Here is a 26,258-nt window from a genome sequence, read left to right on the forward strand (position 1 = left end):
GTGAGTGTGTCCGTCGGTTTCGTTTCGTAATCTTCTGGTTCCTTGTCGCCGGCCATTATGACCGACTCACGCCCCAGCTTTTCCACTCAATGAACTGTCCGAATTTCCGGAGCCACCTCTAATCGTGCGGCCCGCGTTGCCTCGATGAACTATGACTCGCTGCGCAACTACTTTCTGGCGGCGCCGCTGATTTACGTTGCGACGACCAAGCTGGCAGCAGCACACGCAACGCAGGCCGAAATTGATGGCCTGAAGCGAGTCCAGGAGCGGTTTCGCGCAGCTGTAGAAGGCGGCAGTGTGGATGAGCGAGTCCTGCAGAACGACGAGTTTCACCTTGCAATCGGCAAGATGGCTCACAACCCGTATCTGTTGCCAAGCCTTTGCCGGTTGCTGATTGACCACGCGCGGCTAGGCAAGACTTTCTACCAGCCGCGTGACGAGCGAATGGATGCTGAACTCGCGGAAGCGATGCAGCAGCACGAAGACATCATCGATGCCATTCAGCGTCGCGATGCCGAAGCAGCTGGAGAAATCGTGCGCGCGCACGTGTATCTGGCGCGCCGAAACATGGCGTCGTACGTGGCACCGGATGGCGTCGATGTGCCGATTGATTTCTAGCTTCGCGAACCGGGTGGTTTGTTCGGTTCCTCATGAAAACCCGCATCACTGAGAGACTGATATGACTGATTTGCTGTCCAGGAGCGAATATAAAAAAATCGCTTGCGAGTTGAAGCTGCCGAGCCGGGCCATCATCAATGGCAAGGCTTGCGGAGCGTCGTCAGGCAAGACGTTCGCAACGTTCAATCCGGCAACGGGGGAGCATCTCGCGGACGTGCCGGCTTGTTCGAAGGAAGACGTGGATGCAGCCGTGGCGAGTGCCCGTGCCGCATTCATCGATGGACGCTGGTCCAGGTTGCATCCCGCTGCGCGGAAGCAGGCGATTCTCCGGTTGGCCGACCTCATCGAGAAGAACGCTCTTGAGCTCTCAGTCATGGAGAGTCTCGATGCAGGCAAGACAATCTTCGACTGTCAGATGGTCGACGTTCCCGAAACGGTCAACGTGCTGCGCTGGCATGCCGAAGCAATCGACAAAATCTACGACCAGGTCTCTCCGGCATCGGATAGCCACATCTCGATGATTGTGCGCGAGCCGGTTGGTGTCGTTGGCCTGGTGTTGCCGTGGAATTTTCCGCTGCTGATGCTCGCATGGAAAATCGGTCCGTCTCTCGCAGCAGGCTGTTCGCTCGTCGTGAAGCCCGCCGAAGAAACGTCACTCACGACTATGCGGGTCGCTGAACTCGCGCTCGAAGCAGGCATTCCCGCCGGCGTCTTCAATGTCGTAACCGGCAGCGGTCCCGCCGTCGGTGAACCCATTGGCCGTCATCGAGACATCGATATGGTGTCTTTCACCGGTTCCACCGATACGGGCCGTCGTTTCCTGACGTATTCGGCGGAGAGCAATCTCAAAGAGATTGTGCTCGAAATGGGTGGAAAGAATCCCAGCATCGTGATGTCCGACGCGACAGACCTCGACGAAGTAGCAGGCCACATCGTGAATGGCGCACTCTGGAACATGGGCGAAAACTGCTCGGCAATTTCGAGGCTCATCGTCCATCGCGACATCAAGGCACAGTTGCTCGACAAAATCACCAAGCTCGCCGATGAATGGCGCGTCGGCGACCCGCTTGACCCTGCAAACCGAATCGGGCCGCTGGTTTCGCAGCAGCATTACGAGAAGGTGCGGTCATATCTTTCCGACGACATCAAGGTGCTCTACGGCGGTCAAACGAGCGTGGGACGCTACGTGCATCCGACCATCATCGACGTCGAGAGCAACGATGTGAAGCATGCACGCGAAGAGATTTTTGGGCCGATTCTGTCAGTTATCACCGTGAGCAGCTTGCAGGAAGCAATCAGCATCGCAAACGACACTGACTACGGTCTTGCGGCTTCGGTGTTCGCCGGCAACGGAAAGCGCGCGTTGCGTGCCGCACGCGCGCTTCGGGCAGGCACCGTGACGGTGAACTCATTCGGCGAAGGCGACATCACGACGCCGTTCGGTGGCTTCAAGCAGTCGGGTTTCGGTGGACGCGATAACTCGCTTCACGCGCATGACCAGTACACCCAGCTGAAAACCATCTGGATCGACCTGAACGACAACGAAGCGGACGAAGAGTAACGACATGAAAGACTTTTCCTTTACTGGCATCAATCTGGCTATTAGCACTCCTTTCGATGCGAACGGGAAGCCGGACCACAATCGACTGGAACAACTGATTGAGCAGTATCTTGCTGCAGGCATTCGCGGCTTCGTGCTGAGTTCGGGAACGGGCATGCACGTCTACCTCTCACAAGAGGAGTCGAAAGCGCTCGTGGCGTTTGGCGCGAAGGTCATCAACGGGCGCGCACGAATCATCGCCCAGACGTCCGCGCTACTCGTCGACGACGTAGTGGAGCGCACGCGTCACGCAGCCGACTGCGGCGCTGGCGCCGTGATGGTGCTGCCACCATTCTTCGAAGGGCCGACGGACGACGACGGTGTCTTCGAGTTCTACGCAGCCGTCGCGCGAGCCGGCCTGCCCATCATCGGCTACAACGTGCCACAGGCAGTTGGCGTGGAAATCACTCCGTCGCTCCTGCGCCGTCTCTGCGAGATTCCAGAATTCCTCGCGGTGAAGGACAGCAGCGGAGACTTGAGCAAGCAGGCGGCGCTTGTTCGCACAGGGCTTCCGATGATGAATGGTGCGGACCCGCTCATGCCTTACGCGATATATGCAGGCGTCCGTGGGCTCATCTGGGGCGGTGCAAACTTTGCCCCGAAGACGTGCACCCAGTTCGTTACGGCGGCGCAAGAACATCGGTGGGACGACGCCAGAGAAATCTGGCGGGCGCTTGAACCTGCCATGTCGCTGATTTGGGAGGGAGACTACGTCCAGTCGGTTTATGCAGCGGCGGAAATGACCGGTTATGGGGCGGGTAATCCGCGTCGACCGCTCGCCCGGCTTTCGGCGAAAAAGGTCGACGCCTTGCGCTGCGCGCTCGGTGACCTGGTTGAGCGCGAAAAGCTCGCTGTTTAAGGACTTGGGCAAAACATCATGTACGTAGCGAGCAAACTTCCGCAACACCTCGGCCAATCCGGGTGGGTGTCCATGCTGCCGCCCAGGACGCCGCGCCCGACGCTCAACGGCACCGTGAACGCTGACATCGCGGTGATTGGCGGGGGCTTCGCGGGACTGTCGGCAGCAAGGCGTCTTTCACAACTCGATCCGAGTCTGAAAGTCGTCATCCTCGAGGCGGGGGAAATTGCGGAGGGCGCTACGGGGCGCAATTCGGGCTTCATTATCGACCTGCCTCACGAAGTCTCTTCCGAAGACTACGGCGGGTCTGATACCAACGAGCGGCGGCACGATATCAAGGTTCATCGCATCGCAATTGCACTCGCGCAAGAACTGGCCAACGAGAAAGGTTGGGGCAAAGACGTCTTCGACCCCTGCGGCAAGTACAACGTCGCGTTGGGACCGCAAGGCGACGAGCATGTCGTGTCCTACGCGAAGCAGTTGGACAAGGTGAATGAACCGTATCGGCTGCTCGATGCGAACGACATTGCTGCTGTGACCGGAACCAACTCGTTCACATCGGCGATTTTCACCCCCGGCACCGTCATTATCCAGCCCGCAGCCTATATCAGGGGCCTGGCCGATTCTTTCCGGGGCCCCGTGAAGCTTTACGAGAACACGCCTGCCTTGTCGTTCGAACGACAGGGAGCGTCGTGGCTGGTCAAGACGCCTAAGGGTGCCGTCAACGCGGGAAAAATAATCCTTGCGAACAACGGTCAGGCGCAAAGCTTCGGTCTTTTCCGTGGGCAACTACTGCACGTCTACACCTACGCCTCGATGACGGAAGCGTTCGACCCGAAGCGGCTGGGCGGCCAGCGCTCGTGGGCGGCGACACCTGCATTCCCGATGGGAACAACGGTCCGTCGGGTTCAAGGCGATAAGGGAGACCGGATTTTGATTCGCTCCCGGTACACCTATAACCCTCGTATGCAGGTGAGCAAAAGCGCGATTACCCGGGCCGGTCGGGTGCACGACCGCAAATTCGAAACGCGCTTCCCCATGCTGAAAGGTGTCCCGATGGAGTACCGATGGGCAGGCGCGATGGCGTTGACCTGGAACGGTGTCCCCGCGTTTGGGGAGATTGAGCCCGGAGTATTCGCCGCAATCGCCTGCAATGGAGTCGGCGCAACGAAGGCAACCGCGTCAGGGATAGCTGCCGCTGAGGCCGCATCGGGACAGGATTCGTGGCTGGTTCAGGTCTTCCGGGGTTTTGCAGCACCGAAGCGGCTGCCGCCTCAACCTTTCCTGACGATAGGCGCAACGGCAAATCTCAGCATGAAGGAATGGTCAGCCGGATTGGAGTAATCACGTTTCACGTCGCAAGACAGGAAGCGCTGGCAAGCGACTGAATGATGGAGGAACAAATGGACTGGATAAACAAATTCCCACATATGCAGGACGAGGCGCTTCTGCACATGAAGCGTTCAATCGATGACGGTTTCCGCGCATTCACGGCGGCATACGGCGACCCGATTGACAGCTTTTTCCATCCGCTGCAGGAGTTCCTGATGGCGGCAGAGCGCTTCATGACCCAGACGCCGTGGCCCGTCATCATGCTGCTCGTGCTGGTCATCGCATGGGGTGCAAGCAGGAACTGGAAGGTGGTCCTCGGGTGCTTCGTCACGCTTGCCCTCATTGGCTACCTCGACATGTGGCAAGACACGATGCGCACTGTGTCGATGATTTTCGTGTGCACGTTCCTGTCGATTGTCATTGGCTTGCCAATCGGGATTCTCATGGCGAAGTCGGACCGGGTCCGCAAGCTGGTGGACCCGATCCTCGACGTGATGCAAACCATGCCGAGTTTCGTCTATCTGATTCCTGTCGTGATGCTGCTGGGTATCGGACGTGTGCCTGGCCTTATCGCTGTGGTCATCTACGCGATTCCGCCGATGATTCGATTGACCAATCTCGGCATCCGGTTGGTCGACCGCGACATCCTCGAGGCCGCTGACGCTTTCGGCTCTTCTGGTTGGCAGCGACTCATCAAGGTCCAACTGCCACTGGCACTTCCGACCATCATGGCAGGGGTTAATCAAACCATCATGATGGCACTTGCGATGGTGGTCGTCGCGGCGATGATTGGTGTTCAAGGTCTCGGACAGCCGGTCCTGAAAGCCATCGCGAACCAGTACTTCACGCTCGGTATCTTCAACGGTCTTGCTATCGTGGGTATCGCGGTTATCTTCGACCGCGTCAGTCAGGCATATGGCAAGCGGCTCCAAAAGCATCAGGAGGTGGTCCATGGCTGACATCAAATCCGGCGGCATCCGAATCCAGCATCTGTACAAGATCTTCGGACCCAAGGCCGCATCCCACGTTGAAGCTGTCAAGAACGGCCTTTCAAAGGCTGACCTGCTGAAAGAGACGGGTCATGTCCTTGGACTTCGAGACATCAATCTGGACATCCCGGCCGGTTCCATTCAGGTCATCATGGGATTGTCTGGTTCGGGCAAGTCGACGCTTATCCGGCATATCAATCGGCTTATCGACCCCACAGCTGGGGAAGTCCTGATTGGCGGCGTCGATGTCTGCAAGATGGGGTTTCGCGGTTTGCGCGAATTCCGTCGACGCCAAACGGCGATGGTGTTTCAGAAGTTTGCGCTGCTGCCTCATCGGAATGTGCTCGACAACGTCGTCTACGGCCTCGAAATCTGCGGCGTGAAGCGCAATGCTTCGGTTGAGACAGCCATGCGCTGGATTGACCGCGTCGGCCTGAAAGGCTTCGAGCAGCGCTTTCCCAATCAGTTGTCCGGGGGGATGCAGCAGCGAGTCGGTCTGGCGCGAGCACTCGCCATGGATGCTCCCGTTCTTCTCATGGATGAGGCGTACTCGGCGCTCGACCCGCTCATCCGCATGGACATGCAGACCGTGCTGCTGGACCTCCAGAAGGAGATCAAAAAGACGATCGTCTTCATCACACACGACCTGGACGAGGCCCTCCGCCTCGGCGATCAGATTGCCATCCTTCGCGACGGCTGCATCGTTCAGCAGGGCACGAAACAGGACATCGTCCTGCGTCCAGCCGACGAATATGTGACGAACTTCGTGAAGCAGGTGAATCGCGGGCGAGTCGTCTGTGTCGAGTCTGTGATGTCTCCGTCGCGTGGGGGAGTTGCATCGGTTGGAAACCACGTCGCGGCCGGCACAACGATTGAGGAAGCGATTTCGATACTGACGCACAACCCCGCAATCGAGCAACTGACTGTTGTTGGCGCAGAAAATCATCCGCTCGGCACCGTGAACCTTCGTCAGTTGGCCTGTGCCCTGATTACTTCGGAAGCAGGTTGCGACGCGGTCCGAATGCCTGCCGCAGAGCGCGTTCGCACGGACGCCCCAGTCGCAGTTTCCCGTGTATGAATTCCATCCCCAATCACCGAGCCGATATGTTTAACCGAGCCGAACACACCCTCGAAGCCATTGACCCGGAATTGCTCAAGGCAATCAACCAGGAAAACCGTCGCCAGGAAGACCACATCGAACTGATCGCGTCGGAAAACTACACCTCGCCGGCTGTCATGGCGGCGCAGGGTTCGCAGTTGACGAACAAGTATGCCGAAGGCTATCCCGGCAAGCGCTACTACGGCGGCTGCGAGTACGTGGATGTCATCGAGCAGATGGCAATCGACCGCGTGAAGCAGCTGTTCGGTGCTGAGGCCGCGAACGTCCAGCCGAACTCTGGATCGCAGGCCAATCAGGGCGTGTTTTTCGCGATGCTCAAACCGGGCGACACCATCATGGGCATGAGCCTCGCTGAAGGTGGCCACCTGACGCACGGCGCATCGGTCAACATGTCGGGCAAATGGTTCAACGTCGTGAGCTACGGCCTGAACGAAGCCGAAGACATCGACTATGAAAAGACCGAAGCGCTGGCCAGGGAGCACAAACCGAAGCTCATCATCGCTGGTGCATCGGCGTTTGCCCTGCGAATTGACTTCGAGCGCCTGGCGAAAATCGCGAAGAGCGTGGGTGCATATCTGATGGTCGACATGGCGCACTACGCCGGGCTCATTGCGGCGGGTCTGTACCCGAACCCCGTGCCGCACGCCGACTTCGTCACGACGACCACGCACAAGAGTCTGCGTGGCCCGCGCGGCGGCGTCATCCTGATGAAGGCCGAATTCGAAAAGCAGATCAATTCCGCAATCTTTCCCGGCATCCAGGGAGGTCCGCTGATGCACGTCATCGCGGCGAAGGCGGTTGCGTTCAAGGAGGCGCTATCGCCGGAGTTCAAGACGTATCAACAGGCTGTCATCGACAACGCGCGTGTGCTGGCCGAGACGCTCGTCAAGCGCGGCTTGCGCATCGTTTCCGGTCGCACGGAAAGCCACGTGATGCTTGTGGACTTGCGCGCGAAGAAGATTACCGGCAAGGCGGCGGAAGCCGCACTCGGCGCCGCGCACATCACGGTCAACAAGAACGCTATTCCGAATGACCCGGAGAAGCCGTTCGTCACGAGCGGTGTGCGTCTCGGCTCGCCAGCAATGACGACGCGCGGCTTCGGCACGAAGGAGGCGGAACTGGTCGGAAATCTGATTGCCGATGTCCTCGAGAACCCGGGCGACGTTGGCACGATTGAACGCGTGCGCACTCAGGTCGCAGAGTTGACCAGGCGTTTCCCTGTATATCGCTAGTGCCACCAGCCATATTGGGCTAGTCGAAACGTAAGCGCATGGAGGTTGCCGCTGAGGATAGGCGGACTTATAGCTGCCGATGCGGTAACCGATGTTGGAATGTGAATTCCGAGGGACGACTGGCAGTTGTTGTCAGGCTGGTGATTCAAAAAATCGCAGGTAATGATCGTAGTGCATTCGTTAGCGATCCGATTCAAATGGAAACTTGAATAGCACATGGACCAACGCATACCGGGGAATCTCCGGCAACTTTTTGGGAACTGCAATGAAACTGAAATTTCTAGGGACGCTTGTCGCGGTTGGTATTTTCTGCACCGGCTCGCAAGCCAACGCCGCCAGTTGTGGGAACGTGACGATTGCGAGCATGAACTGGCAGAGCGCAGAACTCGAAGCCGCTGTCGACAAGGTCATTCTTCAGGACGGTTACGGCTGCTCGGTGAATAGCGTTATCGGCGACACAGTTCCGACGATAACGTCCATGGTGGACAAGGGGAAGCCGGATATCGTGCCGGAAGGGGCAATCGACCTGTTGCCCGCCGTCGCCAAGCAGGGCATTGATTCAAAGAAAATCATCCTCGCGGGCCATGTCATCCAGGAGGGCGCGGTCTACGGCTGGTACATTCCGAAATATGTCGCCGATGCGCATCCCGACATCAAAACGATTCCCGATGCCCTGAAGCACCCTGAGCTGTTTCCGGACCCGGAAAATCCCGGGAAAGGCGCGATTTACAACGGCCCTCAGGGATGGGGCGTGACCGTCAATACCGCGCAGTTGTACAAGGCGTTTGGGGCCGAGCAGAAGGGGTTCCGGCTGGTCGACACGGGTTCTGCGGCCGGTCTGGACGGTTCTCTGGTCAAAGCCTATGAACGCAAGCAAGGTTGGCTCGGCGTTTACTGGGCGCCGACTTCACTGCTTGGCAAGTACAAGATGGTTAAGCTGAGCGAGGGCGTGCCTGTCGACCAGGCTGAGTGGAAGCGGTGCACGACGGTCGCTAGCTGCCCTGACCCGAAGCCGACTGGGTGGCCGGGGAGCCGGCTGTTCACGCTGGTCTCAAAGCCGTTCGCCGACAAGGCGAACCCGGACGTCATGAAGTATCTGAATACGCGCACGTTCACAACCGCCGACGTTCAGCAAGTCATGGCCTGGATGACCGACAATCAGGCAACGGGTGAGGATGCCGCAAAGCACTTCCTCAAGGAGAAGCCGGAAATCTGGACGAAGTGGGTGACGCCGGCCGCAGCCGAGAAAATCAAGGCGTCGCTGTAAAAGCGCGGCAAGATGAGTCTCCGGTGGGCGGCGATTGCCGTCCACCGAAGTCACATCAAGACGAGCTATTTCCCTCATAAGCTCACGATGAAAGCAGCTATGGACAGCGCAAAGGGTTATCGTCGACTGATACCGTCGCTAACGGCGCTGGTCGAGTTCGAGGCGGTAGCGAGACTGCGAAGCTTCACACTCGCTGCCGCCGAGCTTGGCGTCACCCAGGCAGCCGTTAGCCGGCAGGTAAGGCTCCTGGAGGAAATGCTTGGCGTCCGCCTGCTCGACCGGTTGCATCGCACCACAACGCTTACGAGCGAAGGCGAGGCTTTGTATGCGGTCGTTGCAGAGGCGATGGGGAAAATCGCAGGCGTTTTTGACCGCCTGTCGACGGGAATCGAGGACGAGGAACTCGTACTTGCGACAACCGCCGCGTTCTCGCATTTCCGCTTGATGTCCAGTCTCGCGAGGCTCAAGCGTCTTCAGCCCACCCTGCGCATTCGCCTCACGACGACCATGTTCACGGCTGACCTTCGCCACAACGAAGTCGATGCGGTGGTTCGCTGGGGCAACGGGCGGTGGAGCGATGGGACATCACACCTGCTTTTCGGCGAACAGGTGTTTCCGGTGTGTTCGCCCGCGTGGAAAGACGAGTACGGTGCTCCCGCGTCCCTGGAAGAACTCGCGAACATGAAGCTCATCGCGTACGACCCGACGTCTGAAGGATGGCTGACCTGGGAGGAATGGTTCCGGGCCGTGGGCGCGCGTCCAACGAAACTCAAGTATGGCGTGCGTACCTGTCTTTATACGGACGCAGTCCAGGCGGCCCGCCTTGGCCAGGGCGTCGCGCTTGGCTTTGGAAGTCTGCTGCACGAGCACCTCGCATCAGGCGAACTCGTGCGTCTGACTAGCGCTTCCATTACGCTGAACGACGCCTACTATCTGGTCGTGCCACACGGCAAGGCCATGTCCCCGACGATTCAAACGCTGATTGAGACGTTGAGAAACGCGGTCGGGATTTCCTGAGAAGCTACTTTTCGGAAGGTCGGTGCGCAGCGCCTGCACGTCTCGGTGGAGGTACTGTGTGTCAAGCTTTTCGCCGCGTTCTGGCGCCTCCCATTCCAGGCACGGCCTGATATCCTCTCGCCCCGTTCAAAAGCGCCCTCCGCCCGGCCGGCCGGCGTTTGCAAGACACGCCCCACCTATAATTTAAAGTAATACTTCCGCGAAAATAAAGCGCATTGACGCCGTTTTTGGGTAATCCAATACTCAGGGGTAACGCGGGAACATTCGAAGTCCCGATACCCCTAAACGTTGGAGAAAGACGATGTCTGAGTTCGTGTTGAAGCCCCTTGGTGAGCTCGTTCGAAGCCGCGAGCCTGGGTGCGGATTGCCCGGAGAGGTTTTTAGCCGACAAGATGTTTTTGAAACTGACATCGATATTTTTTTCCACAAGCACTGGATTATGGTCGGCGTAACAGCGGATGTTCCGGAGCCCGGTGACGTTTCCGTCGTCGATATCGGTAAGGCGTCGGTCATCATCGTGCGCGATGACGACGAGAACATTCGCGCATATCGCAATGTGTGCCGCCATCGTGGCGCTCGGCTGAAAGAAGCCGGGAAGTCGACGGTAGGCATGCTCGTGTGCCCATATCACCAATGGACGTACGACCTTGACGGCAGCTTGCGTCACACCAGGCACATGGGGAAGGACTTCGATGCTACCTGTCGCAGTCTGCGGCCAGTGCATCTCAAGGTTGTCGGCACACATGTATTTGTGTGTTTCGCAGAAGAGCCGCCGGTTGACATTGCGAAGCTCGAACAAACGATGGCGCCGCGCTTCGCTCCATACGAGTTGCAGAACACGAAGATTGCGTTCGAGTCGGAGATAATCGAAGACGGCAACTGGAAGCTGGTAATGGAGAACAACCGGGAGTGCTACCACTGCGAAGCGGGGCATCCGGAGCTGAAGATGTCGTTCATTCCCGAGTCCACCAGCTCGACCTCGGACGGCATGGATGAAGAAGCGCTGAAAGCCTTCGACGAATATAACAAGCTCACGGCCGACAGTCAGAGAGATTGGGAAAGCGAGGGATTGTTTTGCTCGGCGGTTGAAGAACTCAGCGGAGACGTCGCCACACATTTCCGCACCCAGCGGCTGGTCATCGCAGGCCATGGCGAGTCGCAGACGATGGACACCAAGGTCGCATGTCAGAAACTGCTGGGTAATCTCACCCGTCGTGACCTCGGCGACACACATATGTGGACACACAACTCATGGACGCATGTGATGAGTGACCACGCGATGATTTCCTACATCATTGCGCTCACTCCGGAAAAGACCCTTGTTCGTACGAAGTGGCTGGTCCACGCCGACGCCGTGGAAGGCGTGGACTATGACCTCACGAAACTGACCGAGGTTTGGGTTGCCACGAACACCCAGGATGCAAGTCTCGTCGCAATCAATCATCGTGGCGCGCAGGACCCGGGCTATATCCCGGGACCGTACTCGCCGTCGACCGAAACCTACGTCGACCAGTTCGTCGACTGGTATGCGGGGCGTCTGAAAGCGCACGGAATCTAACTCTTCAGACACGCACGAGCAAGCGGACAGTCGATGTGTCTGTCGGGTCGGCACGAGCCCACCGCACACAGGTTCTTATCCACATGCGAACGCATGTTCTTCACGAAGGAAGGACGGGCTTGCCCCGTCCTTCGTTGTCTCTTTGCCACCAGAAGCGTCCATGAAACTTTCAACGGTTGCATTCGTTTTCCTGGGCCTCCTCGGGGGTATGAATCTCGTTTACATGAAATGGGCCACGGTACTCATCAGCCCGATTCAGGTGGCGTTCTTGCGGGTCTTATTTGGTTTCCTGCCGCTGGCACTTGCGGCATGGCATCAACGAGCAATTACTCGGCACCAGCTGCGGCTTTTGCCGCACTTTCTGATTATGGCGGCGGGAGCAACGGCCTTCTACTTCATCGCTATCATCAAAGGCACGGCAATGGTTCCGTTAGGAATAGCTGGAGTTCTTGGCGGTTCGATTGCACTATTCACTGCGATTTTTTCTCTGGTCCTTCTGCGAACAGAGAAGCTAACCGTAGTCATGGCTACTGCTGTGGTGCTTGGCTTCCTGGGTATCGTTCTAATTGCTCGCCCGTGGGAGGGCGAAAGTGGCGCGATAAACGCGGCAGGTGTTCTGTGGTTACTGGCGAGTGCCAGCGTTCTGGGACTTTCCTATATATACGTTCGAATATTTTTGTCTCCAGCGAATCTACCCCCTCTCGCCTTGGCCACATGGCAAATGGGCTTGGCGCTGCTTATTCTGTCGTTATGCACAGACTTCACAGGGATGGGACGCTTGCTCCAGGACTGGCGTGCGACCGCTGGTGTCGTTGTCGGTCTTGGCGTTCTGGGGACTGGCGTGGCCTTCCTCATCTACTACTACTTGCTGGAGCGGCTTGGTGCTGTTGCATCGTCGAGTGCAAACTACCTTGCTCCCGCAGTGGCCTTGTTGATAGGCTGGGCACTTGGTGAGAGATTCGGATTTCTGGAGCTCGTTGCCATTGCTCTTGTTTTTGCCAGCATTGTCCTGGTTCAGATTGCGCAACAACGGGCAGTGATACTTCCTGCGTCGCGCAGTGACACATAGTCGAAGTCGACGGCGCCGTTGGAATACAGCTCGTTGAACTATTGCTCTATCGTCGGCTTTGGATCAAAACATGCAGCCGGAAAACAATCACGTACGTTCGCACCAGATCAGTCATCGCACGCAGGAAGGCCACTGTGGCGGCCATTTAATTCTCGTGCCGCATCGATGGCGTAAAGGTGATTCCTACCAGCAATCCTTCCGGCCCAATGAAGCGACTCACGGTCTGGCCCCACGGCTCATTCCGGTTCCTCACCAGCATACGATATCCTCGTGATTCAAGTTCTTCCGTAGCCGCTCCGACGTTGTCGACATCAAACTCAATCCAGGCTTGCGGGATGGGCATGTCACGCGGCCACGAATCCGTGCCGAAGCACGACTGAGCGGCCTGAGAGAGCGGCCACAAGGCGAAAGTGTTCGCGCCTTTCAAACTCTCCGTATGGAGGTAGCCGCCTTTCTCCTCCTTGAAGGGAATACCGAAGGCCCGACTGTAGAGCTCGCGGCTTGCCTGGGCTTCAATCACAATCGGGCCAAAGCCTGCGATGAACAAGGCCGTGGATTTTAATTTTTCCATGACTGCTCCTTTGCCGCGAATAAGCGGCGCCATGAGGAACGAACATGTCCGCCCGCGCCTGTCGAACCGATGTGGCGGTATTCACATCGCGCGGGGCATGGATGAGTGTAGGCCTGTTTCAGGTGGTCGGCAGGTACTCCACCCCCGCAGCGAACGGCGATCGGGCGAGGTCGGTAGCGCTCGCGGCATCGACTGTGTGCCTCACGTCACAAGCGTACTACTGACGCTGTATTGTCCCTTTCCGCAAAATCGGTCGCACCACCTCGCAGCCGCAATGTCTAAGTCAGGTGGAAATAAGGAGCGAATCATGCGGACTCGAACCTTGAACATTGCTTTCGCCACAATGGGCACCGTCTGGTGCATCGGTTCCGTTGCAGCGCAACCAGACTACGCGTATACGACGACGGTACGTGTCAGCGACGGTAAGACGCTGAGCTGCGCAGTGAATGAGCCACTGCCTGACGCATATTCGTCAGGCCAAATGCTCACGCGACGCGAGCAACGTGAAGCGGACGTGCTGGCGACCCAGCCGTTGCGCATGCTCAGCGGGCCGTCTTCCGAGTATCCGTCGCCCTATACTGCGCCGTCCGTGAATTGCAAGTCGATCAGCTGATGCGATAGCCGCATCTGCGGGCTTTAGCGCGAACGGGACGGACGATTCACAAGCGTGCGTCCCGTTCGCGGGGGACGCGTTTGACTGCCGGCAAGCGCATGCCTTCTCCCCCTTGAACGTACGCTCAGAATCGCGTACGGATGCCCGTTGTCAGTTCGAGCTGATTCGACGCGCCGAACGTGCTCGCGACCGTATAGCCGCCGTGCAGTCTCATGTAGTCGCCAGCCAGATAAAGTTCCGTGCGCTTGGACAGGTGATAGAACGCCGACCAGTACAGCGTTTCCTTATACCCCTTATGCAGGCCCGAGGCAGGATCGAATGTGCCGATGTTGGCATTCGGAATGTCACCGTCTGCGTTATAGGCGGCATTCTTGACGCGCATCTGTTGATAGCCGAGTTCGTAATCCAATGGACCCTTCGGCGCGACCTTCAGCGATACCGTCCACGCATCGTCATGTCGTTGTCCGAGCGCGCCCTGATCGCCGAGATAATGGAAATAGCCTGCATTCATGCGAACAATGCTGAATGTGTAATTGCCACCGACCGAATAAGACTGGTTGGTATTGCCAGCTTTGTTCGCGTGACTGTAGAAAGCGGAGACGGCGAACGGCCCACCGTTATAGCCGACGGCTGCCTGGTAGTTCGAACCAGTCGGAAAAGACGTCGTGTTGCCGAACGCATAACCTGCCGCGAGGAACAGACCATTGTCGAAGAGCTTCTTCCAGGCTACGCCGTTGGTGTAGCGCGTACCCGTTGCACTCGCCGCATAGAAGATCATCTGCTTGAAGTTGTTCGCGTTCGTCCAGCCGCCTTCTTCCGTGGTCAGCTTCGCGTTGCCATAAGGATCGCCATAAATCGCGGACGCATCGCGTGCAATTGTGTTCTGGAAGCCGAACGTGAGCTTGCCGAAGCGGTCGTCCTGAAGGCCAACCCATGCATCGCGATCGAAGATCTGGCCGGGGTCTTCCATCTGGCCGTCGCTCACGCGGTACTCGCTTTCGAGCCTGAAAATGATCTTCGAGCCGCCGCCGATATCTTCCGCTCCTTTGAGGCCCCATCTGCTCCCGCTGAACCAGGGTTCGCCGTCAATACCCATCCCCACTACGTGATCACCTTTTTCGTCGGCGTGAGTGACGTAGGTGGGCACACTCAGATCGATCAGGCCGTACAGCTGAACGCTCGACTGCGCATGTGCGCCCGTCGCCGCGATCGCACCGGACGCGAGAGCCAAGGTCAAGTGCCGTTTCTTCAAGATTGTCTCCTCTGTTTGCCGCGTTGAGATTGTGTTTCCTTGTATGGTCCTGGTCCGTTGACACAGCCAGAACCTGTCTCAATGCTAGCGAGGCCAATCCTTCATGGCGCTATCGCGATCGTCTCGGATTTCTAAGTACATTTACCGATAGAGGCTCACTCCAGGTCGATTCAAACATCGCGCGTCCGCAAGATATAACCCAGTCCTCTCAACGTCATGATCTGCGCGGTCGACGCGGATAGATGCTTGCGGAGGCGATGGATATAGATATCGATGGCATCGACGCTCGGCTCGTCATCGAGACTGAATGCACTTTCCATCAGCGTCGCCTTGGATACCGTCTTTCCCTGCTTCAACATCAGTGTTTCGAGAATCGCGTGTTCCCGGCGGCGCAACGGAAGCGGCGTATCGTTATGACGGAATTCGCGCGTATTGAACTGATAGTGCAGATCCCCGCAATTCAGTGACACGGCCTTCTCGGAGCACTGGCGCCGCACGAGTGCCTTGATGCGTGCAACAAGTTCGCGCGCATCGAACGGTTTGACGACGTAGTCGTCCGCACCTGCTCCGAAGCAGTCGACCTTGTCGTCGATCGACCCGTGGGCGGTCAGCATCAGGATGGGCACATTGTTGCCGCGCCGTCGCAAGCGTGCCAGCAAATCCTTTCCGCTCATGCACGGTAAGCGCATATCGAGCAACAGGACGTCATAGCTTTGATTCCCCGATATCGCCTCAGCCCGCTCGGCATCGGGCACGCTATCCACGATGAAGTTCTCCGCGCGCAACAGATTGACGATCCAGTGCGCGAGGTCAGCGTTATCTTCCACCAGCAGTAGTTTCATTGCGACGTCCTTAGCTGCTCCATGCGGGCATTCGCACGGTCACGACCAGCCCCCTGGAATCCTGGGCGTGCCCCAGCGTGACCGCACCGCCGTGCAGTTGCGCGATCTCCCGCACGATCGACAGGCCGAGACCTGTTCCTTCGACACGCGTCGCGCCGCGATAGAAACGCTCGAACACATGCGCGCGCGCTTCGGCGGGAATGCCGGGACCGTTATCGATGACCTGGAGCACGGAATCGTCGCCCTGGCGGGTGCATAGCGCCGTCACGTGTCCGCCGTTCTGTGTATATCGGATCGCGTTATCGATGAGATTCGCGACGAGCGCGTGCAACAGGTTTGCGTTGCCTTCGACATGCACGTCGGCTGCAAACTCTGCGCCCAGATCGATGCCACGACGATGTGCGACCACAATAAGTTCTTCGAGCACCGATGCGACCACTACGGACAGATCGACCCGCGTATGGTCGTGCGCCGGTGCAGCTTCCGCCTGTGCCAACAGCAGTAGCTGATTCGTCATGTCCGTCATTTTCTGCGTGCTGCGCCGCATCCCGTCGAGCGCAGCGGAAACTTCGAGATCGCGATGTTCGCGCAGGGACGCATACTGGATCTGCGTATCGAGCAGCGTCAACGGCGTGCGCAACTGATGCGCGGCGTCCGCGATAAACTGGCGCTGCCTCGCCGTATGAACCTTGAGCTGCGCAATACATTGATTGATCGCATCGACGATGGGACGCAGTTCCCATGGCAGCCCTTCGGCGCGCATCGGTTCGATTTGCATGGGCTCGCGATCAGCGACGTTGTTCTTGAGCTTCATCAGCGGGCGCAACTCGACGGTCAGGCCGAGTGGCACGAGTGTCGCCACGAGGGCAAGCATCAGGCATTCGCGAAGGAAATGCGGCCGCCAAAGCTGTTCGAGCATGGCGTGATGCGATGCCTGAGTCTTGCCGACCACGACCGTGACAGGCTCGACCTTGCCGGAGTCATACAACTGGCGCGTGTACGCGACCACTCTAATGTTGCGCCCATCCAGCGTCGAATCGTAAAAGACGGGCTGCGCCGTTTCTTGCAACGGCAACACCAGATCCGGGTCGCCGCCGAGCAACTGCTTGTCGGCGGCGACTATCTTATAGAACACCTGGTCCTGATAGGGCGACTCGAATATTTCCAGTGCAGCGGGCGGAACATTGGCAGTGAGCCTGCCTTCGACCCAATCGATATCTTCGCCAATCGTGCGCGCCGACGAAAGCAACGCCGCATCCTGAACAACACTGGCGGTGCTGCTGGCCGAGTCATATGAAATCATCGCGGTTACCGCGACGAATACCGCCAGCGGCAAGATCAACCACAACAGCAACCGCGCGCGCAAGCTTAGCGTCAATTTGAACTCCCTGTTTCATTCATCGACGCCAACCGCTGATTCCCCGCATGCCTCGCGTCTATGGCGCGATTCTATGATGCTCAACCCTTCTTATTACTTTCACTGCAGATCGATTCACGTACGGGATTTCCACTATCACGAGTGCTCTCCGCGCGAGTAACAGCGCGCGATAGGCTTTGGAAGAATTTCAATCGGACATTTTCTGAAGAACACATTAAGGCGTCGAAATAGAACTCAAAACTTTCAGAGCCTTTCTTCACTTGATCGACTTCAGTACGCGTTTACGCCATGCCTCGCATTCGAAGAATTTCGGACTCGAGCGTGCAGCCTGATCGTCATATGCGCTGTTTAACGCCGCGTGAATCATAGCCCGCACATCCCGTAGAAGGAACGGCTTTACGCCCGTCAGAGTCATGCGTGGTGCACGCCGAACTTTGTTAGCGATCCAAGGCGTCCGACAGTGAAATCGAACCGGCGAGAAACTCTTGCCCCGGCGTGAACACTTGCAGTGCCATCAAGCGTGTCGTAGGGCTGAAAAGAGAAGAAGCGCTCCTGACGTGGCGCATGAAGTCTATAGCTGGCAGCGTCTGATGAAATCTCGAGCGAGAACTGGCGCGTGGGCCATTCGAACAACGCACGGCCGCCCCAACCCTTGAATACGTGATCAACCCGTGACCGAGGCAACGGATAGGTCACGCCGAATTGCCAGGCGGGTGGTGTCGGTACGTACCGCGAGCACACGTCCCCATCCCCTGAAAGCCACAGGGAACTGGCCGGTGCGCACACTGAGGTATCTGCATCACGGATCAGGAACGGACGAATGCCAATCGAAATCGGTATCGCCCTTTCCCTCCTGTTTTCGATCTCGATCTTCACGGTTAGCGTTGGACCGTCAAGCTGATATTCCAGAATTGCGTGATACGCTTTTTGTAAGGCACTCACGGCACTCAGCTTTAAGCTTCTCGCGTCTATCTGTTCGATCTGCCAGTCCTGCAAACCAACGACCTCCGCAAAAGCATGCTCTTCCGCGCAACTCCGGATTGTCCCGAGCAGATCTTTCGGAAGGTGCGACTGACGTCGATGAACGCCGGGACTCTGCAATAGCGGATAACACGCCAATTGATTCTTTTCCACGCCCGATGTCACCATCGAAGGCCGCACAAACACGGGTGTCCATATACCGCGATCATTCCACTCGAACCGGGAAATTCCTCCGCCCAAGCCTGGCAGAACTTCAAGCTTCAGGTACGCGTTCGCAAGCGTCGCACGACTACTGAAATGACTCGCTTGATTTGTATGTCCGATGACCGTCGGTGTGGTGTCGATGACGACCGAACCTGTCGCGTCGATTTCGTGCGCTCGCAAGGTAGACATATCTTCCTTCCTGTCGGTGGGTCATACCGTCTTGACAAGCGCTGTCTCGTCGTGAACGCCGGTGTCCGGTCGCGGGGTGCCAGGCGGCGAATCGGGTTTCGTGCCCAGACCCGTGCCACCCGATTGCCGTCGCGCCGCATGACGCTCGATGATTCGTTGCAGCAGACAAAAGACACATAGCAATGCGCCGATCACGATGCGCGTCCACCAGGAACTGAGCGTGCCGTCGAACGTGATCAACGTCTGGATCGTGCCGAGTATGCCGACGCCGAACAAAGATCCGATCAGGTAGCCAACCCCGCCAGTCAACAACGTGCCGCCAATCACGGTGGCTGCGATCGCGTCGAGTTCCATGCCCTGGGCCTGCAGCCCATAGCCGCTTAGCACATAAAGGGTAAATACGACCCCTCCCAACGCGGAACACAACCCGCTGAGCGCATACACGCTCACCTTCGTGCGCGCGACGGGCAGCCCCATCAACAGCGCCGACCGTTCATTGCCTCCGACCGCATAGACATTCCGGCCGAAGCGCGTGAAGTGCGCAACGTAGAGCGAGCATGCGAGCATGCCGATCGCGATGAGCGCACCTGCGTTGAGTGATCCGCCGCCAACTGGGAAATTCAGGCTGGCGATCGCATGAAAGGTCGGTTCGTGGATCGTGATCGACTGCGTCGTAATGAGGAAGCACGCGCCGCGTGCGAGAAACATGCCGGCGAGCGTCACGATAAACGGCTGCAGCCTGAAGAAGTGAATCAGTGCGCCCATCGCCGCGCCGTACAGTGCACCAAAGGCCAGTACGAGCGGCGCGATGACCCAGATCGGCCAATGCAGCCGTTCGGCGCCCATCGCGCAGAGAACCGTCGTCAACGCAACCACTGCACCGACGGACAGATCGATGCCGCCCGACAGGATCACAAACGTCATGCCGATCGCGACTATCAGAAGAAATGCATTGTCCACGAACAGGCCCGTCAGCACCTGCATCGAGAAGAAGCCGGTGTACATGATCGAGCCGAATCCGAACAGCGCGGCAAACAGCAGGATCGTCACGATGATGGGCAGCGTACGAGGGTCGGCCAGGCGGCCAATGAGCTTGTTCATGACGTCGTCGATCCCGTGGCTGCGCCCGGCTGCGCGGAAGGGAGGACCCGCCTGATCTGCCTGACCAGCAAGCGGCGAGTGGCTTCTGACTGGATCATGCTGACCACGATCACGACGACCGCTTTGACGACCAGCGTCGCTTCTGGCGGAACTCCGATCGAGTACGTCGTGTAGGTGAGCGTCTGGATGATGAGTGCGCCGAGCACCGTGCCGGCGAGGCTGAAGCGGCCACCGAGCAGCGATGTACCGCCGAGCGTCACCGCCAGGATCGCGTCGAGTTCGAGCAGCAGCCCCGCATTGTTGCCGTCCGCACTGCGCACGTTCGAGCTCGCGATGATCCCCGCAATCGCCGCCATCGCTCCGCAAAACACGTAGACGCTAAACACGATGGCGCCAGAGCGCAGTCCGACAAGCCGGGTCGCGACGGGATTCACGCCGATCGAGCGGATGAAGAGACCGAGTGCCGTGCGATGAATGAGCAGCGCCGTCACCGCGGTCACGGCTATCGCGATCCACACCGAACACGGCACCGTTGCGAAGTAGCCGTCGCCGAGCTTCAGGTAGCCCGGCGCGCCGATAGGAATGATCTGTCCACTTGTCAGCAACTGCGCGACCCCGCGCCCCGCGACCATCAGGATGAGCGTGGCGATGATCGGCTGCATGCCGACGAATGCGACGAGCACGCCGTTCCAGACGCCCGCGAGCACGCCGACGCCGAGCGCCGCAAGCAGTGCACCGCCGACGCGCGATGGGTCCTCCTGCAAGACGATAGCGGCCGCCGCGCCCGCAATCGCAACGATCGCGCCGACCGAGATGTCGATGCCGCGTGTCGCGATGACGAGCGTCATGCCGAGCGACACGATCACGAGCGGCGCCGCGCGGTTCAGGATATCGATTGGCGCGCCGAAAAGATGGCCGTCGAGCAGCGTGACGGAAAGGAAGCTGGCCCGATGCGCGAGGTCGAGCGCGAACAGCAGTACGAGCGTCAGCGCAGGCCAGACCAGTTGATGGTGAAGCAATGTCCTGATCCGGTTCATGACTGCCCTCCTGCGATGAGTCGATACACCTGGTCTTCCGACAGTCCTTCGCCAGAAATCTCCGCGATCTTGCGCCGGTCGCGCAGCACGGCTATCCGGTGACTGACACGCACGACCTCGCTGACTTCCGACGAAATGAAAAGAATCGCGAGACCTTTCGCGCACAGTGAAAGCACGCGATCCATGATGTCGAACTTCGCCGCCACATCGATGCCGCGCGTGGGTTCATCGAGGATCAACAGCCTGGGTTCGGTGGCGAGCCATCGTGCAAGCAGCACCTTCTGCTGGTTGCCGCCCGATAGCAGGCCGATGGGTTGCTCCGCATCGCGCGCCTTGATATCGAGCCGCGCGATGTACTCGTCCGCGATCTCGCGCTGGCGCGACGGCCGGATCATGCGCCACCAGCCGCGTCGTGCCTGGAGTGCGAGAACGATGTTCTCGCGAATCGACAGCGCGGCAACGATGCCCTCCTTCTTGCGATCCTCTGGACAATACGCAATGCCATGGCGCACCGCGTGATGCGGCGACGTGAGCTTCACGTTCGCGCCGTCCACCTGCGTCGTGCCCGTGTCGGCGCGCTCCGCGCCGAACACGAGGCGCGCGGTCTCGGTACGCCCCGAGCCGAGCAGTCCCGCAAGGCCCACGATCTCCCCTGGCCGCACTTCGAGATCGACGGGATTCATCAGTCCGCGCCGGCCTACGCCGCTCATCGACAGGAGCGGCTGCGTGTGATTGTCTTCGCGCGCCGCCTCCGACGCGCCTTCCTTGAGCCGCTCGCTCATCCGTTCATGGCCCGTCATCTTCGCGACCAGCACGTCGACGGGCAAGTCACTTGCCAGATACTCGCCCTCACGCTCGCCGTTACGCATCACGGTAATGCGATCGGAGACGGCATAGGTCTGTTCGAGAAAATGCGTGACGAAAAGTATCGCCATCCCCGATGCCTTGAGTCGGCGCAAGACGGAAAACAGTCGCGTGACCTCACCGTCGTCGAGGCTCGATGTCGGCTCGTCGAGAATCAACACGCGCGCGTCGACCGAGACCGCGCGCGCGATCGCAACCATCTGCTGCACGGCGATCGGATAGGCGTCGAGCGAGCGCGTGACGTCGAGGGAAAGATCGAGGTCCGCAAGTACCTTGCGGGCGCGCACATGGATGGTTTTCCAGTCGATCGCACCGCGCTTCATCGGCTGCCGGCCGACGAAGATGTTCTCCGCTACCGACAGGTTCGGGCACAGGTTCACTTCCTGATAGATCGTCTGGATTCCCGCTGCTTCAGCGTCGAGCGGGGCCGCGAAATGGACGGTCTGCCCGCCTAGCCGGATCTCGCCTCGATCATGTCCGAGTACGCCCGTCAGCACGTTGATGAGCGTCGATTTGCCCGCACCGTTCTGGCCCATCAGCGTATGGATCTCGCCCGGAAAGAGCCGGAAATTCACCTGCTGCAATGCCTTCACGCCCGGGAACGCTTTGTCGATGCCGGACATTTCAAGGATGGGTGTTTGGTTCATGGCCGTTACGCACCTGAAAACCGCGCTGCCAGAATGATCGCGAATATGCGGCAGCGGTCTGGCTGGCAGCACCAGACCGCCTTGCGAAAGCAGTCAGCTTCGGGCGCCCGTCAGTACTTTCGGCTCGGGAGAGTCTGCGCCGCGACGTTCATTGGGAAAACCGTCTCGTTCGTCACGATGCGCTTCGGCACCTGCTTGCCCGCAACGACGTCCTTCACGGCCGACATCAACTGTGGTCCGAGAAGCGGGCTGCATTCGACGTCCACGTTGATCTTGCCGGCGATCATCGCCTCGAAGCCGCCTTTGGTTGCATCGAACGATACGACGGTCACGTCCTTGCCCGGCTTGATGCCCGCCTCCTCCATGGCCTGGATCGCGCCGAGCGCCATGTCGTCGTTATGTGCGTACACGACGTTGATCTGCTTGCCGTAGGTCTTGGCGAACGCTTCCATGACCTGCTTGCCGCCAGCGAGCGTAAAGTCGCCGCTTTGCGAAGCTATGATCTTGAACTTCGGATCGTTCTTGACCACTTCCATCAGGCCTGCGTGACGATCGTTGGCTGGTGCCGAACCGACTGTGCCTTGCAACTCCGCAATATTGATCGGGCCTGGCTCGTTCTTGTAGCGTTCTTCGAGCCACCGGCCGGCTCGCCGTCCTTCCTCCAGAAAGTCGGAGCCAATCATCGTCACGTAGAGCGACGTATCTTTCACGTCGACAGCACGATCGGTGAGGATCACCGGAATGTGCGCTGCCTTTGCTTCGTTCAGCACCGGTTCCCAACCCGATTCCACAACCGGCGAGAACGCAATGACATTCACCTTTTGCGCAATGAACGAACGGATTGCCCTGATCTGGTTTTCCTGTTTCTGTTGGGCATCGGAGAACTTCAGGTTGATCCCCGCATCCTTTGCCGCACTTTTCACCGACACGGTATTTGCCGTACGCCACGCGCTTTCTGCGCCGACCTGTGAAAACCCGAGCGTAATCTGCTTTTCCTGAGCCGACGCGCTGGTGCCGGCCGCAAATGTCATCGCCGTACTGACGAGCGTGCCTAACGCAAGCCTGCTGATGAGTCTCATGTTCTGTCTCCTATGTACTAAATCTGTTAGTACTGCCTTCCCGCTTGATACGGGCCGACGTCTCGACGTGGCATAACGACCATCTGCGCGGTCAGAGCGCGTCTGCGAGGCCCTACTTCGCTCGTGTCCTCCTTTCCGGATCACTGATTACAAGTACCCGCGCATGCTCGTCCGGAATCTTCGCCGCGCGGGTCCGGTTAAAGTCAGACCGCCCGCTTGCTACGCCGGAACTGGTCGAACAGCACCGCGAGCAGCAGAATGCCGCCGCGAATCAGGTATTGATAAAAAGTGGGCACGTTCATGAGGCTCATGGCGTCCTGGACCGCGCCCATGATCAGCACGCCGACCAGCACGCCCGAAATCGTCGCCACGCCGCCCGTGAGTGACACGCCGCCCAGCACGCATGCGGAGATCACACCGAGTTCCAGTCCCACCGAAGTCTTAGGGTCCCCGAGGCTCATCCGCGATGCGAGCATGACGCCGGCAAAGCCCGTCACGAGACCTTGCAGGACGAACACCGCGACCTTGATGCGCGTGACGGGCAGGCCCGCCAGCAGCGCTGCTTCGCTATTTCCGCCGACCGCGAGTACGTTCTTGCCGAACACGGTCTTCTTGAGCAGAAAGCCGAAAACGGCGAAGCCGATAATGTTGCTCCAGATAGGAAAGGAGATGCCGAGGAAAGAACCGCCGCCGAGATCGAAGAAGCGCTCCTCGGAAATCATCACGGCATCGCCATTCGAAGTCAGGAACGCGAGACCGCGCACGGCTTCCATCATCGCAAGCGTGGCGATCAGCGAGTTGATCCTGAAGCGGGCAATCAGCACGCCGTTGACGAGCCCTACGGCTCCGCCCGCGAGCACGCCCGCGGCGACACCGAGCAGCACGCTATGCGACTGTGTAATCACGGTCGACGCAACGACACCCGAAAACGCGACGATTGAAGCAACGGAAAGGTCGACCTCGCCCAGCGCGAGCACGAACATCATCGTGACCGCGATCGAGCCGATCAGCGTAACCGAGAGCAGAAGGCCCTGGATGTTACGGGTCGTGAGGAAGTCCGGCACCGTTGCGGAAAGCACCGCAAACAGCACCACGAATACCACGACGATGCCCGACCTGTTGATCATGTCCCACGCGCGTGCGCGCGAAGGCGTGATGGGCGCGGCGGACTGGTTGGCGGCGGAAGTGCCCTGTGATTGCATGGCTTGACTCATCTCTGGTTCATCATTCGAATCGTGAGCGCCGCAGATGCTGCGAGCACGCACGGCAAATCAGTTGCTTCAGTGCGGCAGCGCCATTCTGATCAGTTCATCAGGCGACGCCTGGGCCTTCGGCACGCAGCCCGCTATGCGCCCTTCGCGCATGACGATGATGCGGTCCGCCACGCCAATCACTTCGGCGAGATCGCTTGACACCATCACTACCGTGCGCCCCGCCTCGGCCAGCTCGTACAGCAGGTTGTAGATCTCGGCACGCGCGCCGACATCGATGCCGCGCGTGGGCTCGTCCATCAGAAAGACTTCAATGCGTTCGGCGAGCCAGCGAGAGAGGATGACCTTCTGCTGGTTGCCGCCCGAGAGCGTGCCGATCACCGTTTCGCCGTTGCGCGTCTTGATCGCGAGCTTCTGGATGTAGTCCTGCGCCAGTTCACGCTCGCGTCGCGGATCGAGCAGGAACCGTGCGGGACTGAAGTGACGACGCGCGCTGATATTCAGGTTGTCCGCCACTGAGGCGATTGCGACGATGCCTTCCTGCTTGCGGTCTTCGGGACACAGCGCGATGCCGGCGCGCACGGCATCGCGCGGGCTCGCGAAGTTCACGCGTTTGCCGTCGAGTTCGACGTGCCCTGCACTGGCGCGCGTTGCCCCGTAGATCAACTTCATGAGTTCCGAGCGGCCCGCGCCAACGAGCCCGAAGAAACCGACGATCTCGCCGCGCCGTGCCGCGAACGAGATCGGTTCGGCCAGTCCCGGCCCGAGCAGTCCCTTCGCTTCGAGCAACACGTCTCCCGCCTCGCGCGGACGATAGCCGTAGACATCGGAAATCGAACGGCCCACCATCGCGGCGATCAGCCGGTTGCGGTCGAGTTCGGCGACGGATTCGAAGGTCTCGATGCGCTTGCCATCGCGAAACACCGTGACGCGGTCGCACAGCTCATCCACCTCGTCCATGCGGTGCGTGACGTAGATGATCGCGCGCCCTTCTGCACGCAGCGCGTTGATGATGCGAAAGAGGTTCTCGGTTTCGCGCGCCGACAGCGAACTCGTGGGTTCGTCGAAGGCGATCACGCGCGCGTCGCGCATCAGCGCCTTGCCGATCTCGATCATCTGGCGCTGGCCGATCGAGAGGTTCTTGATCGGCGTGCGTGGATCGATGCGCTCGCCGAGACGCTTGAGCTCATCCATCGCACGCTCGACGAGCGCGCGCTCGTCGAGCACGCCAAGGCGGTTAGGAAGTTGTCCGAGCATCAGGTTTTCGGCGACCGTCAGCTCGGGCACGAGATGCAGTTCCTGATAGATGATGGCGATGCCAGCCTCGATCGCAGCCTTCGTCGTCGTGAACCTGTGTTCGACGCCGTTCAAACGCAAGGTCCCTTCCTGCGGCTGATTCACACCCGACAGCACCTTGAGCAGCGTGGATTTACCCGCGCCGTTCTCTCCCATCAGGCCGTGCACTTCACCAGCGCGCACTTCCAGCGACACTCTGTCGAGCGCGCGCACGCCCGGAAAGCTCACGGTGATCCCGTGAAGTTCCAGATATGCGCGCTTGCCCTCTTGAGCTTCAGCGTTCGCCGCTTCCGTCGCGCCCGCACAAGTCATGGTTTCAGTCATTGCATCCC

General features: G+C 59.1%; 22 protein-coding genes. 11 read left to right on the forward strand and 11 right to left on the reverse strand.

From position 1 onward, the window contains the following. Positions 1-144: 144 nt before the first annotated feature. The 11 genes from BN2476_RS03690 (at position 145) to BN2476_RS03740 (ending at position 12,661) form a co-directional block, all read left to right on the forward strand. Entirely contained in the window at positions 145-618 is a 474-nt protein-coding gene (locus tag BN2476_RS03690) for a GntR family transcriptional regulator (RefSeq protein ID WP_235850684.1), read from the forward strand. A gap of 61 nt (positions 619-679) precedes the next feature. Then, a complete protein-coding gene (locus tag BN2476_RS03695) occupies positions 680-2,179 on the forward strand; it encodes an aldehyde dehydrogenase (RefSeq protein ID WP_087732813.1) in 1,500 nt (499 codons plus the stop codon). A 4-nt stretch (positions 2,180-2,183) separates the two neighbouring features. Continuing rightward, positions 2,184-3,077, forward strand: coding sequence for a dihydrodipicolinate synthase family protein (locus BN2476_RS03700; RefSeq protein ID WP_087732814.1), 894 nt, complete (start codon positions 2,184-2,186; stop codon positions 3,075-3,077). A gap of 72 nt (positions 3,078-3,149) precedes the next feature. Then, positions 3,150-4,421 carry an NAD(P)/FAD-dependent oxidoreductase gene (locus BN2476_RS03705; RefSeq protein ID WP_235850685.1) on the forward strand — a complete coding sequence of 424 codons (1,272 nt, stop codon included), beginning with the start codon at positions 3,150-3,152 and terminating at the stop codon, positions 4,419-4,421. A 59-nt stretch (positions 4,422-4,480) separates the two neighbouring features. After that, complete coding sequence (locus BN2476_RS03710; protein WP_087732954.1) at positions 4,481-5,368, forward strand: ABC transporter permease; 888 nt, start codon at positions 4,481-4,483, stop codon at positions 5,366-5,368. Beyond that, positions 5,361-6,476 (forward strand): quaternary amine ABC transporter ATP-binding protein, encoded by a 1,116-nt coding sequence (locus tag BN2476_RS03715; RefSeq protein WP_087732816.1) that lies wholly within the window; start codon positions 5,361-5,363, stop codon positions 6,474-6,476. Before BN2476_RS03710 ends, BN2476_RS03715 begins: the two co-directional genes overlap by 8 nt. Before the next feature lie 26 nt (positions 6,477-6,502). After that, positions 6,503-7,750: a serine hydroxymethyltransferase gene (gene glyA / locus BN2476_RS03720; RefSeq protein WP_087732817.1), complete on the forward strand. Its 1,248-nt coding sequence runs from the start codon at positions 6,503-6,505 to the stop codon at positions 7,748-7,750. A gap of 265 nt (positions 7,751-8,015) precedes the next feature. Next, positions 8,016-9,017: a glycine betaine ABC transporter substrate-binding protein gene (locus BN2476_RS03725; RefSeq protein ID WP_087732818.1), complete on the forward strand. Its 1,002-nt coding sequence runs from the start codon at positions 8,016-8,018 to the stop codon at positions 9,015-9,017. A 99-nt stretch (positions 9,018-9,116) separates the two neighbouring features. Next, positions 9,117-10,034 carry a LysR substrate-binding domain-containing protein gene (locus BN2476_RS03730; protein WP_087732955.1) on the forward strand — a complete coding sequence of 306 codons (918 nt, stop codon included), beginning with the start codon at positions 9,117-9,119 and terminating at the stop codon, positions 10,032-10,034. Positions 10,035-10,335: 301 nt separating this feature from the next. Beyond that, entirely contained in the window at positions 10,336-11,592 is a 1,257-nt protein-coding gene (locus tag BN2476_RS03735; RefSeq protein WP_087732819.1) for an aromatic ring-hydroxylating oxygenase subunit alpha, read from the forward strand. 160 nt (positions 11,593-11,752) lie between these two features. Continuing rightward, a complete protein-coding gene (locus tag BN2476_RS03740) occupies positions 11,753-12,661 on the forward strand; it encodes a DMT family transporter (RefSeq protein WP_087732820.1) in 909 nt (302 codons plus the stop codon). A 145-nt stretch (positions 12,662-12,806) separates the two neighbouring features. Here BN2476_RS03740 and BN2476_RS03745 read toward each other — a convergent pair whose 3' ends face one another. From BN2476_RS03745 to araG, 11 genes are all read right to left on the reverse strand, one after another. After that, positions 12,807-13,232: a VOC family protein gene (locus BN2476_RS03745; RefSeq protein WP_087732956.1), complete on the reverse strand. Its 426-nt coding sequence runs from the start codon at positions 13,230-13,232 to the stop codon at positions 12,807-12,809. 737 nt (positions 13,233-13,969) lie between these two features. Continuing rightward, positions 13,970-15,097: a porin gene (locus BN2476_RS03755; protein WP_087732821.1), complete on the reverse strand. Its 1,128-nt coding sequence runs from the start codon at positions 15,095-15,097 to the stop codon at positions 13,970-13,972. 170 nt (positions 15,098-15,267) lie between these two features. Then, a complete protein-coding gene (locus BN2476_RS03760; RefSeq protein WP_087732822.1) occupies positions 15,268-15,939 on the reverse strand; it encodes a response regulator in 672 nt (223 codons plus the stop codon). A 10-nt stretch (positions 15,940-15,949) separates the two neighbouring features. Continuing rightward, entirely contained in the window at positions 15,950-17,317 is a 1,368-nt protein-coding gene (locus tag BN2476_RS03765) for a sensor histidine kinase (protein ID WP_087732823.1), read from the reverse strand. 411 nt (positions 17,318-17,728) lie between these two features. Beyond that, positions 17,729-18,691 (reverse strand): aldose epimerase family protein, encoded by a 963-nt coding sequence (locus BN2476_RS03770; RefSeq protein WP_087732824.1) that lies wholly within the window; start codon positions 18,689-18,691, stop codon positions 17,729-17,731. A 21-nt stretch (positions 18,692-18,712) separates the two neighbouring features. Further along, positions 18,713-19,792, reverse strand: coding sequence for a galactofuranose ABC transporter, permease protein YjfF (gene yjfF / locus BN2476_RS03775; RefSeq protein WP_087732825.1), 1,080 nt, complete (start codon positions 19,790-19,792; stop codon positions 18,713-18,715). Further along, positions 19,789-20,829 carry an ABC transporter permease gene (locus tag BN2476_RS03780; RefSeq protein WP_087732826.1) on the reverse strand — a complete coding sequence of 347 codons (1,041 nt, stop codon included), beginning with the start codon at positions 20,827-20,829 and terminating at the stop codon, positions 19,789-19,791. Before BN2476_RS03780 ends, yjfF begins: the two co-directional genes overlap by 4 nt. After that, positions 20,826-22,340 carry a sugar ABC transporter ATP-binding protein gene (locus BN2476_RS03785; RefSeq protein ID WP_087732827.1) on the reverse strand — a complete coding sequence of 505 codons (1,515 nt, stop codon included), beginning with the start codon at positions 22,338-22,340 and terminating at the stop codon, positions 20,826-20,828. The genes BN2476_RS03780 and BN2476_RS03785 overlap by 4 nt, the downstream gene beginning before the upstream one ends. 110 nt (positions 22,341-22,450) lie before the next feature. Then, positions 22,451-23,419, reverse strand: a complete 969-nt coding sequence (locus BN2476_RS03790) for an ABC transporter substrate-binding protein (protein WP_087732828.1) — start codon at positions 23,417-23,419, stop codon at positions 22,451-22,453. A 203-nt stretch (positions 23,420-23,622) separates the two neighbouring features. Next, positions 23,623-24,633, reverse strand: coding sequence for an L-arabinose ABC transporter permease AraH (gene araH / locus BN2476_RS03795; protein WP_087732829.1), 1,011 nt, complete (start codon positions 24,631-24,633; stop codon positions 23,623-23,625). Between the two features lie 66 nt (positions 24,634-24,699). Next, a complete protein-coding gene (gene araG, locus BN2476_RS03800; RefSeq protein ID WP_087732830.1) occupies positions 24,700-26,250 on the reverse strand; it encodes an L-arabinose ABC transporter ATP-binding protein AraG in 1,551 nt (516 codons plus the stop codon). Positions 26,251-26,258: the final 8 nt, after the last annotated feature.

It is taken from the genome of Paraburkholderia piptadeniae, assembly GCF_900007165.1.
Lineage (GTDB): Bacteria > Pseudomonadota > Gammaproteobacteria > Burkholderiales > Burkholderiaceae > Paraburkholderia > Paraburkholderia piptadeniae.

Coding starts and splice junctions, on each gene's coding strand:
- BN2476_RS03710 (WP_087732954.1), top strand. CDS start 4,481: ATGGACTGGATAAACAAATTCCCACATATGCAGGACGAGGCGCTTCTG.
- BN2476_RS03690 (WP_235850684.1), top strand. CDS start 145: ATGAACTATGACTCGCTGCGCAACTACTTTCTGGCGGCGCCGCTGATT.
- BN2476_RS03695 (WP_087732813.1), top strand. CDS start 680: ATGACTGATTTGCTGTCCAGGAGCGAATATAAAAAAATCGCTTGCGAG.
- BN2476_RS03785 (WP_087732827.1), bottom strand. CDS start 22,340: ATGAACCAAACACCCATCCTTGAAATGTCCGGCATCGACAAAGCGTTC.
- BN2476_RS03740 (WP_087732820.1), top strand. CDS start 11,753: ATGAAACTTTCAACGGTTGCATTCGTTTTCCTGGGCCTCCTCGGGGGT.
- BN2476_RS03760 (WP_087732822.1), bottom strand. CDS start 15,939: ATGAAACTACTGCTGGTGGAAGATAACGCTGACCTCGCGCACTGGATC.
- BN2476_RS03730 (WP_087732955.1), top strand. CDS start 9,117: ATGGACAGCGCAAAGGGTTATCGTCGACTGATACCGTCGCTAACGGCG.
- BN2476_RS03780 (WP_087732826.1), bottom strand. CDS start 20,829: ATGAACCGGATCAGGACATTGCTTCACCATCAACTGGTCTGGCCTGCG.
- araH (WP_087732829.1), bottom strand. CDS start 24,633: ATGAGTCAAGCCATGCAATCACAGGGCACTTCCGCCGCCAACCAGTCC.
- BN2476_RS03725 (WP_087732818.1), top strand. CDS start 8,016: ATGAAACTGAAATTTCTAGGGACGCTTGTCGCGGTTGGTATTTTCTGC.
- BN2476_RS03700 (WP_087732814.1), top strand. CDS start 2,184: ATGAAAGACTTTTCCTTTACTGGCATCAATCTGGCTATTAGCACTCCT.
- BN2476_RS03770 (WP_087732824.1), bottom strand. CDS start 18,691: ATGTCTACCTTGCGAGCGCACGAAATCGACGCGACAGGTTCGGTCGTC.
- BN2476_RS03790 (WP_087732828.1), bottom strand. CDS start 23,419: ATGAGACTCATCAGCAGGCTTGCGTTAGGCACGCTCGTCAGTACGGCG.
- BN2476_RS03745 (WP_087732956.1), bottom strand. CDS start 13,232: ATGGAAAAATTAAAATCCACGGCCTTGTTCATCGCAGGCTTTGGCCCG.
- BN2476_RS03735 (WP_087732819.1), top strand. CDS start 10,336: ATGTCTGAGTTCGTGTTGAAGCCCCTTGGTGAGCTCGTTCGAAGCCGC.
- glyA (WP_087732817.1), top strand. CDS start 6,503: ATGTTTAACCGAGCCGAACACACCCTCGAAGCCATTGACCCGGAATTG.
- araG (WP_087732830.1), bottom strand. CDS start 26,250: ATGACTGAAACCATGACTTGTGCGGGCGCGACGGAAGCGGCGAACGCT.
- yjfF (WP_087732825.1), bottom strand. CDS start 19,792: ATGAACAAGCTCATTGGCCGCCTGGCCGACCCTCGTACGCTGCCCATC.
- BN2476_RS03705 (WP_235850685.1), top strand. CDS start 3,150: ATGCTGCCGCCCAGGACGCCGCGCCCGACGCTCAACGGCACCGTGAAC.
- BN2476_RS03715 (WP_087732816.1), top strand. CDS start 5,361: ATGGCTGACATCAAATCCGGCGGCATCCGAATCCAGCATCTGTACAAG.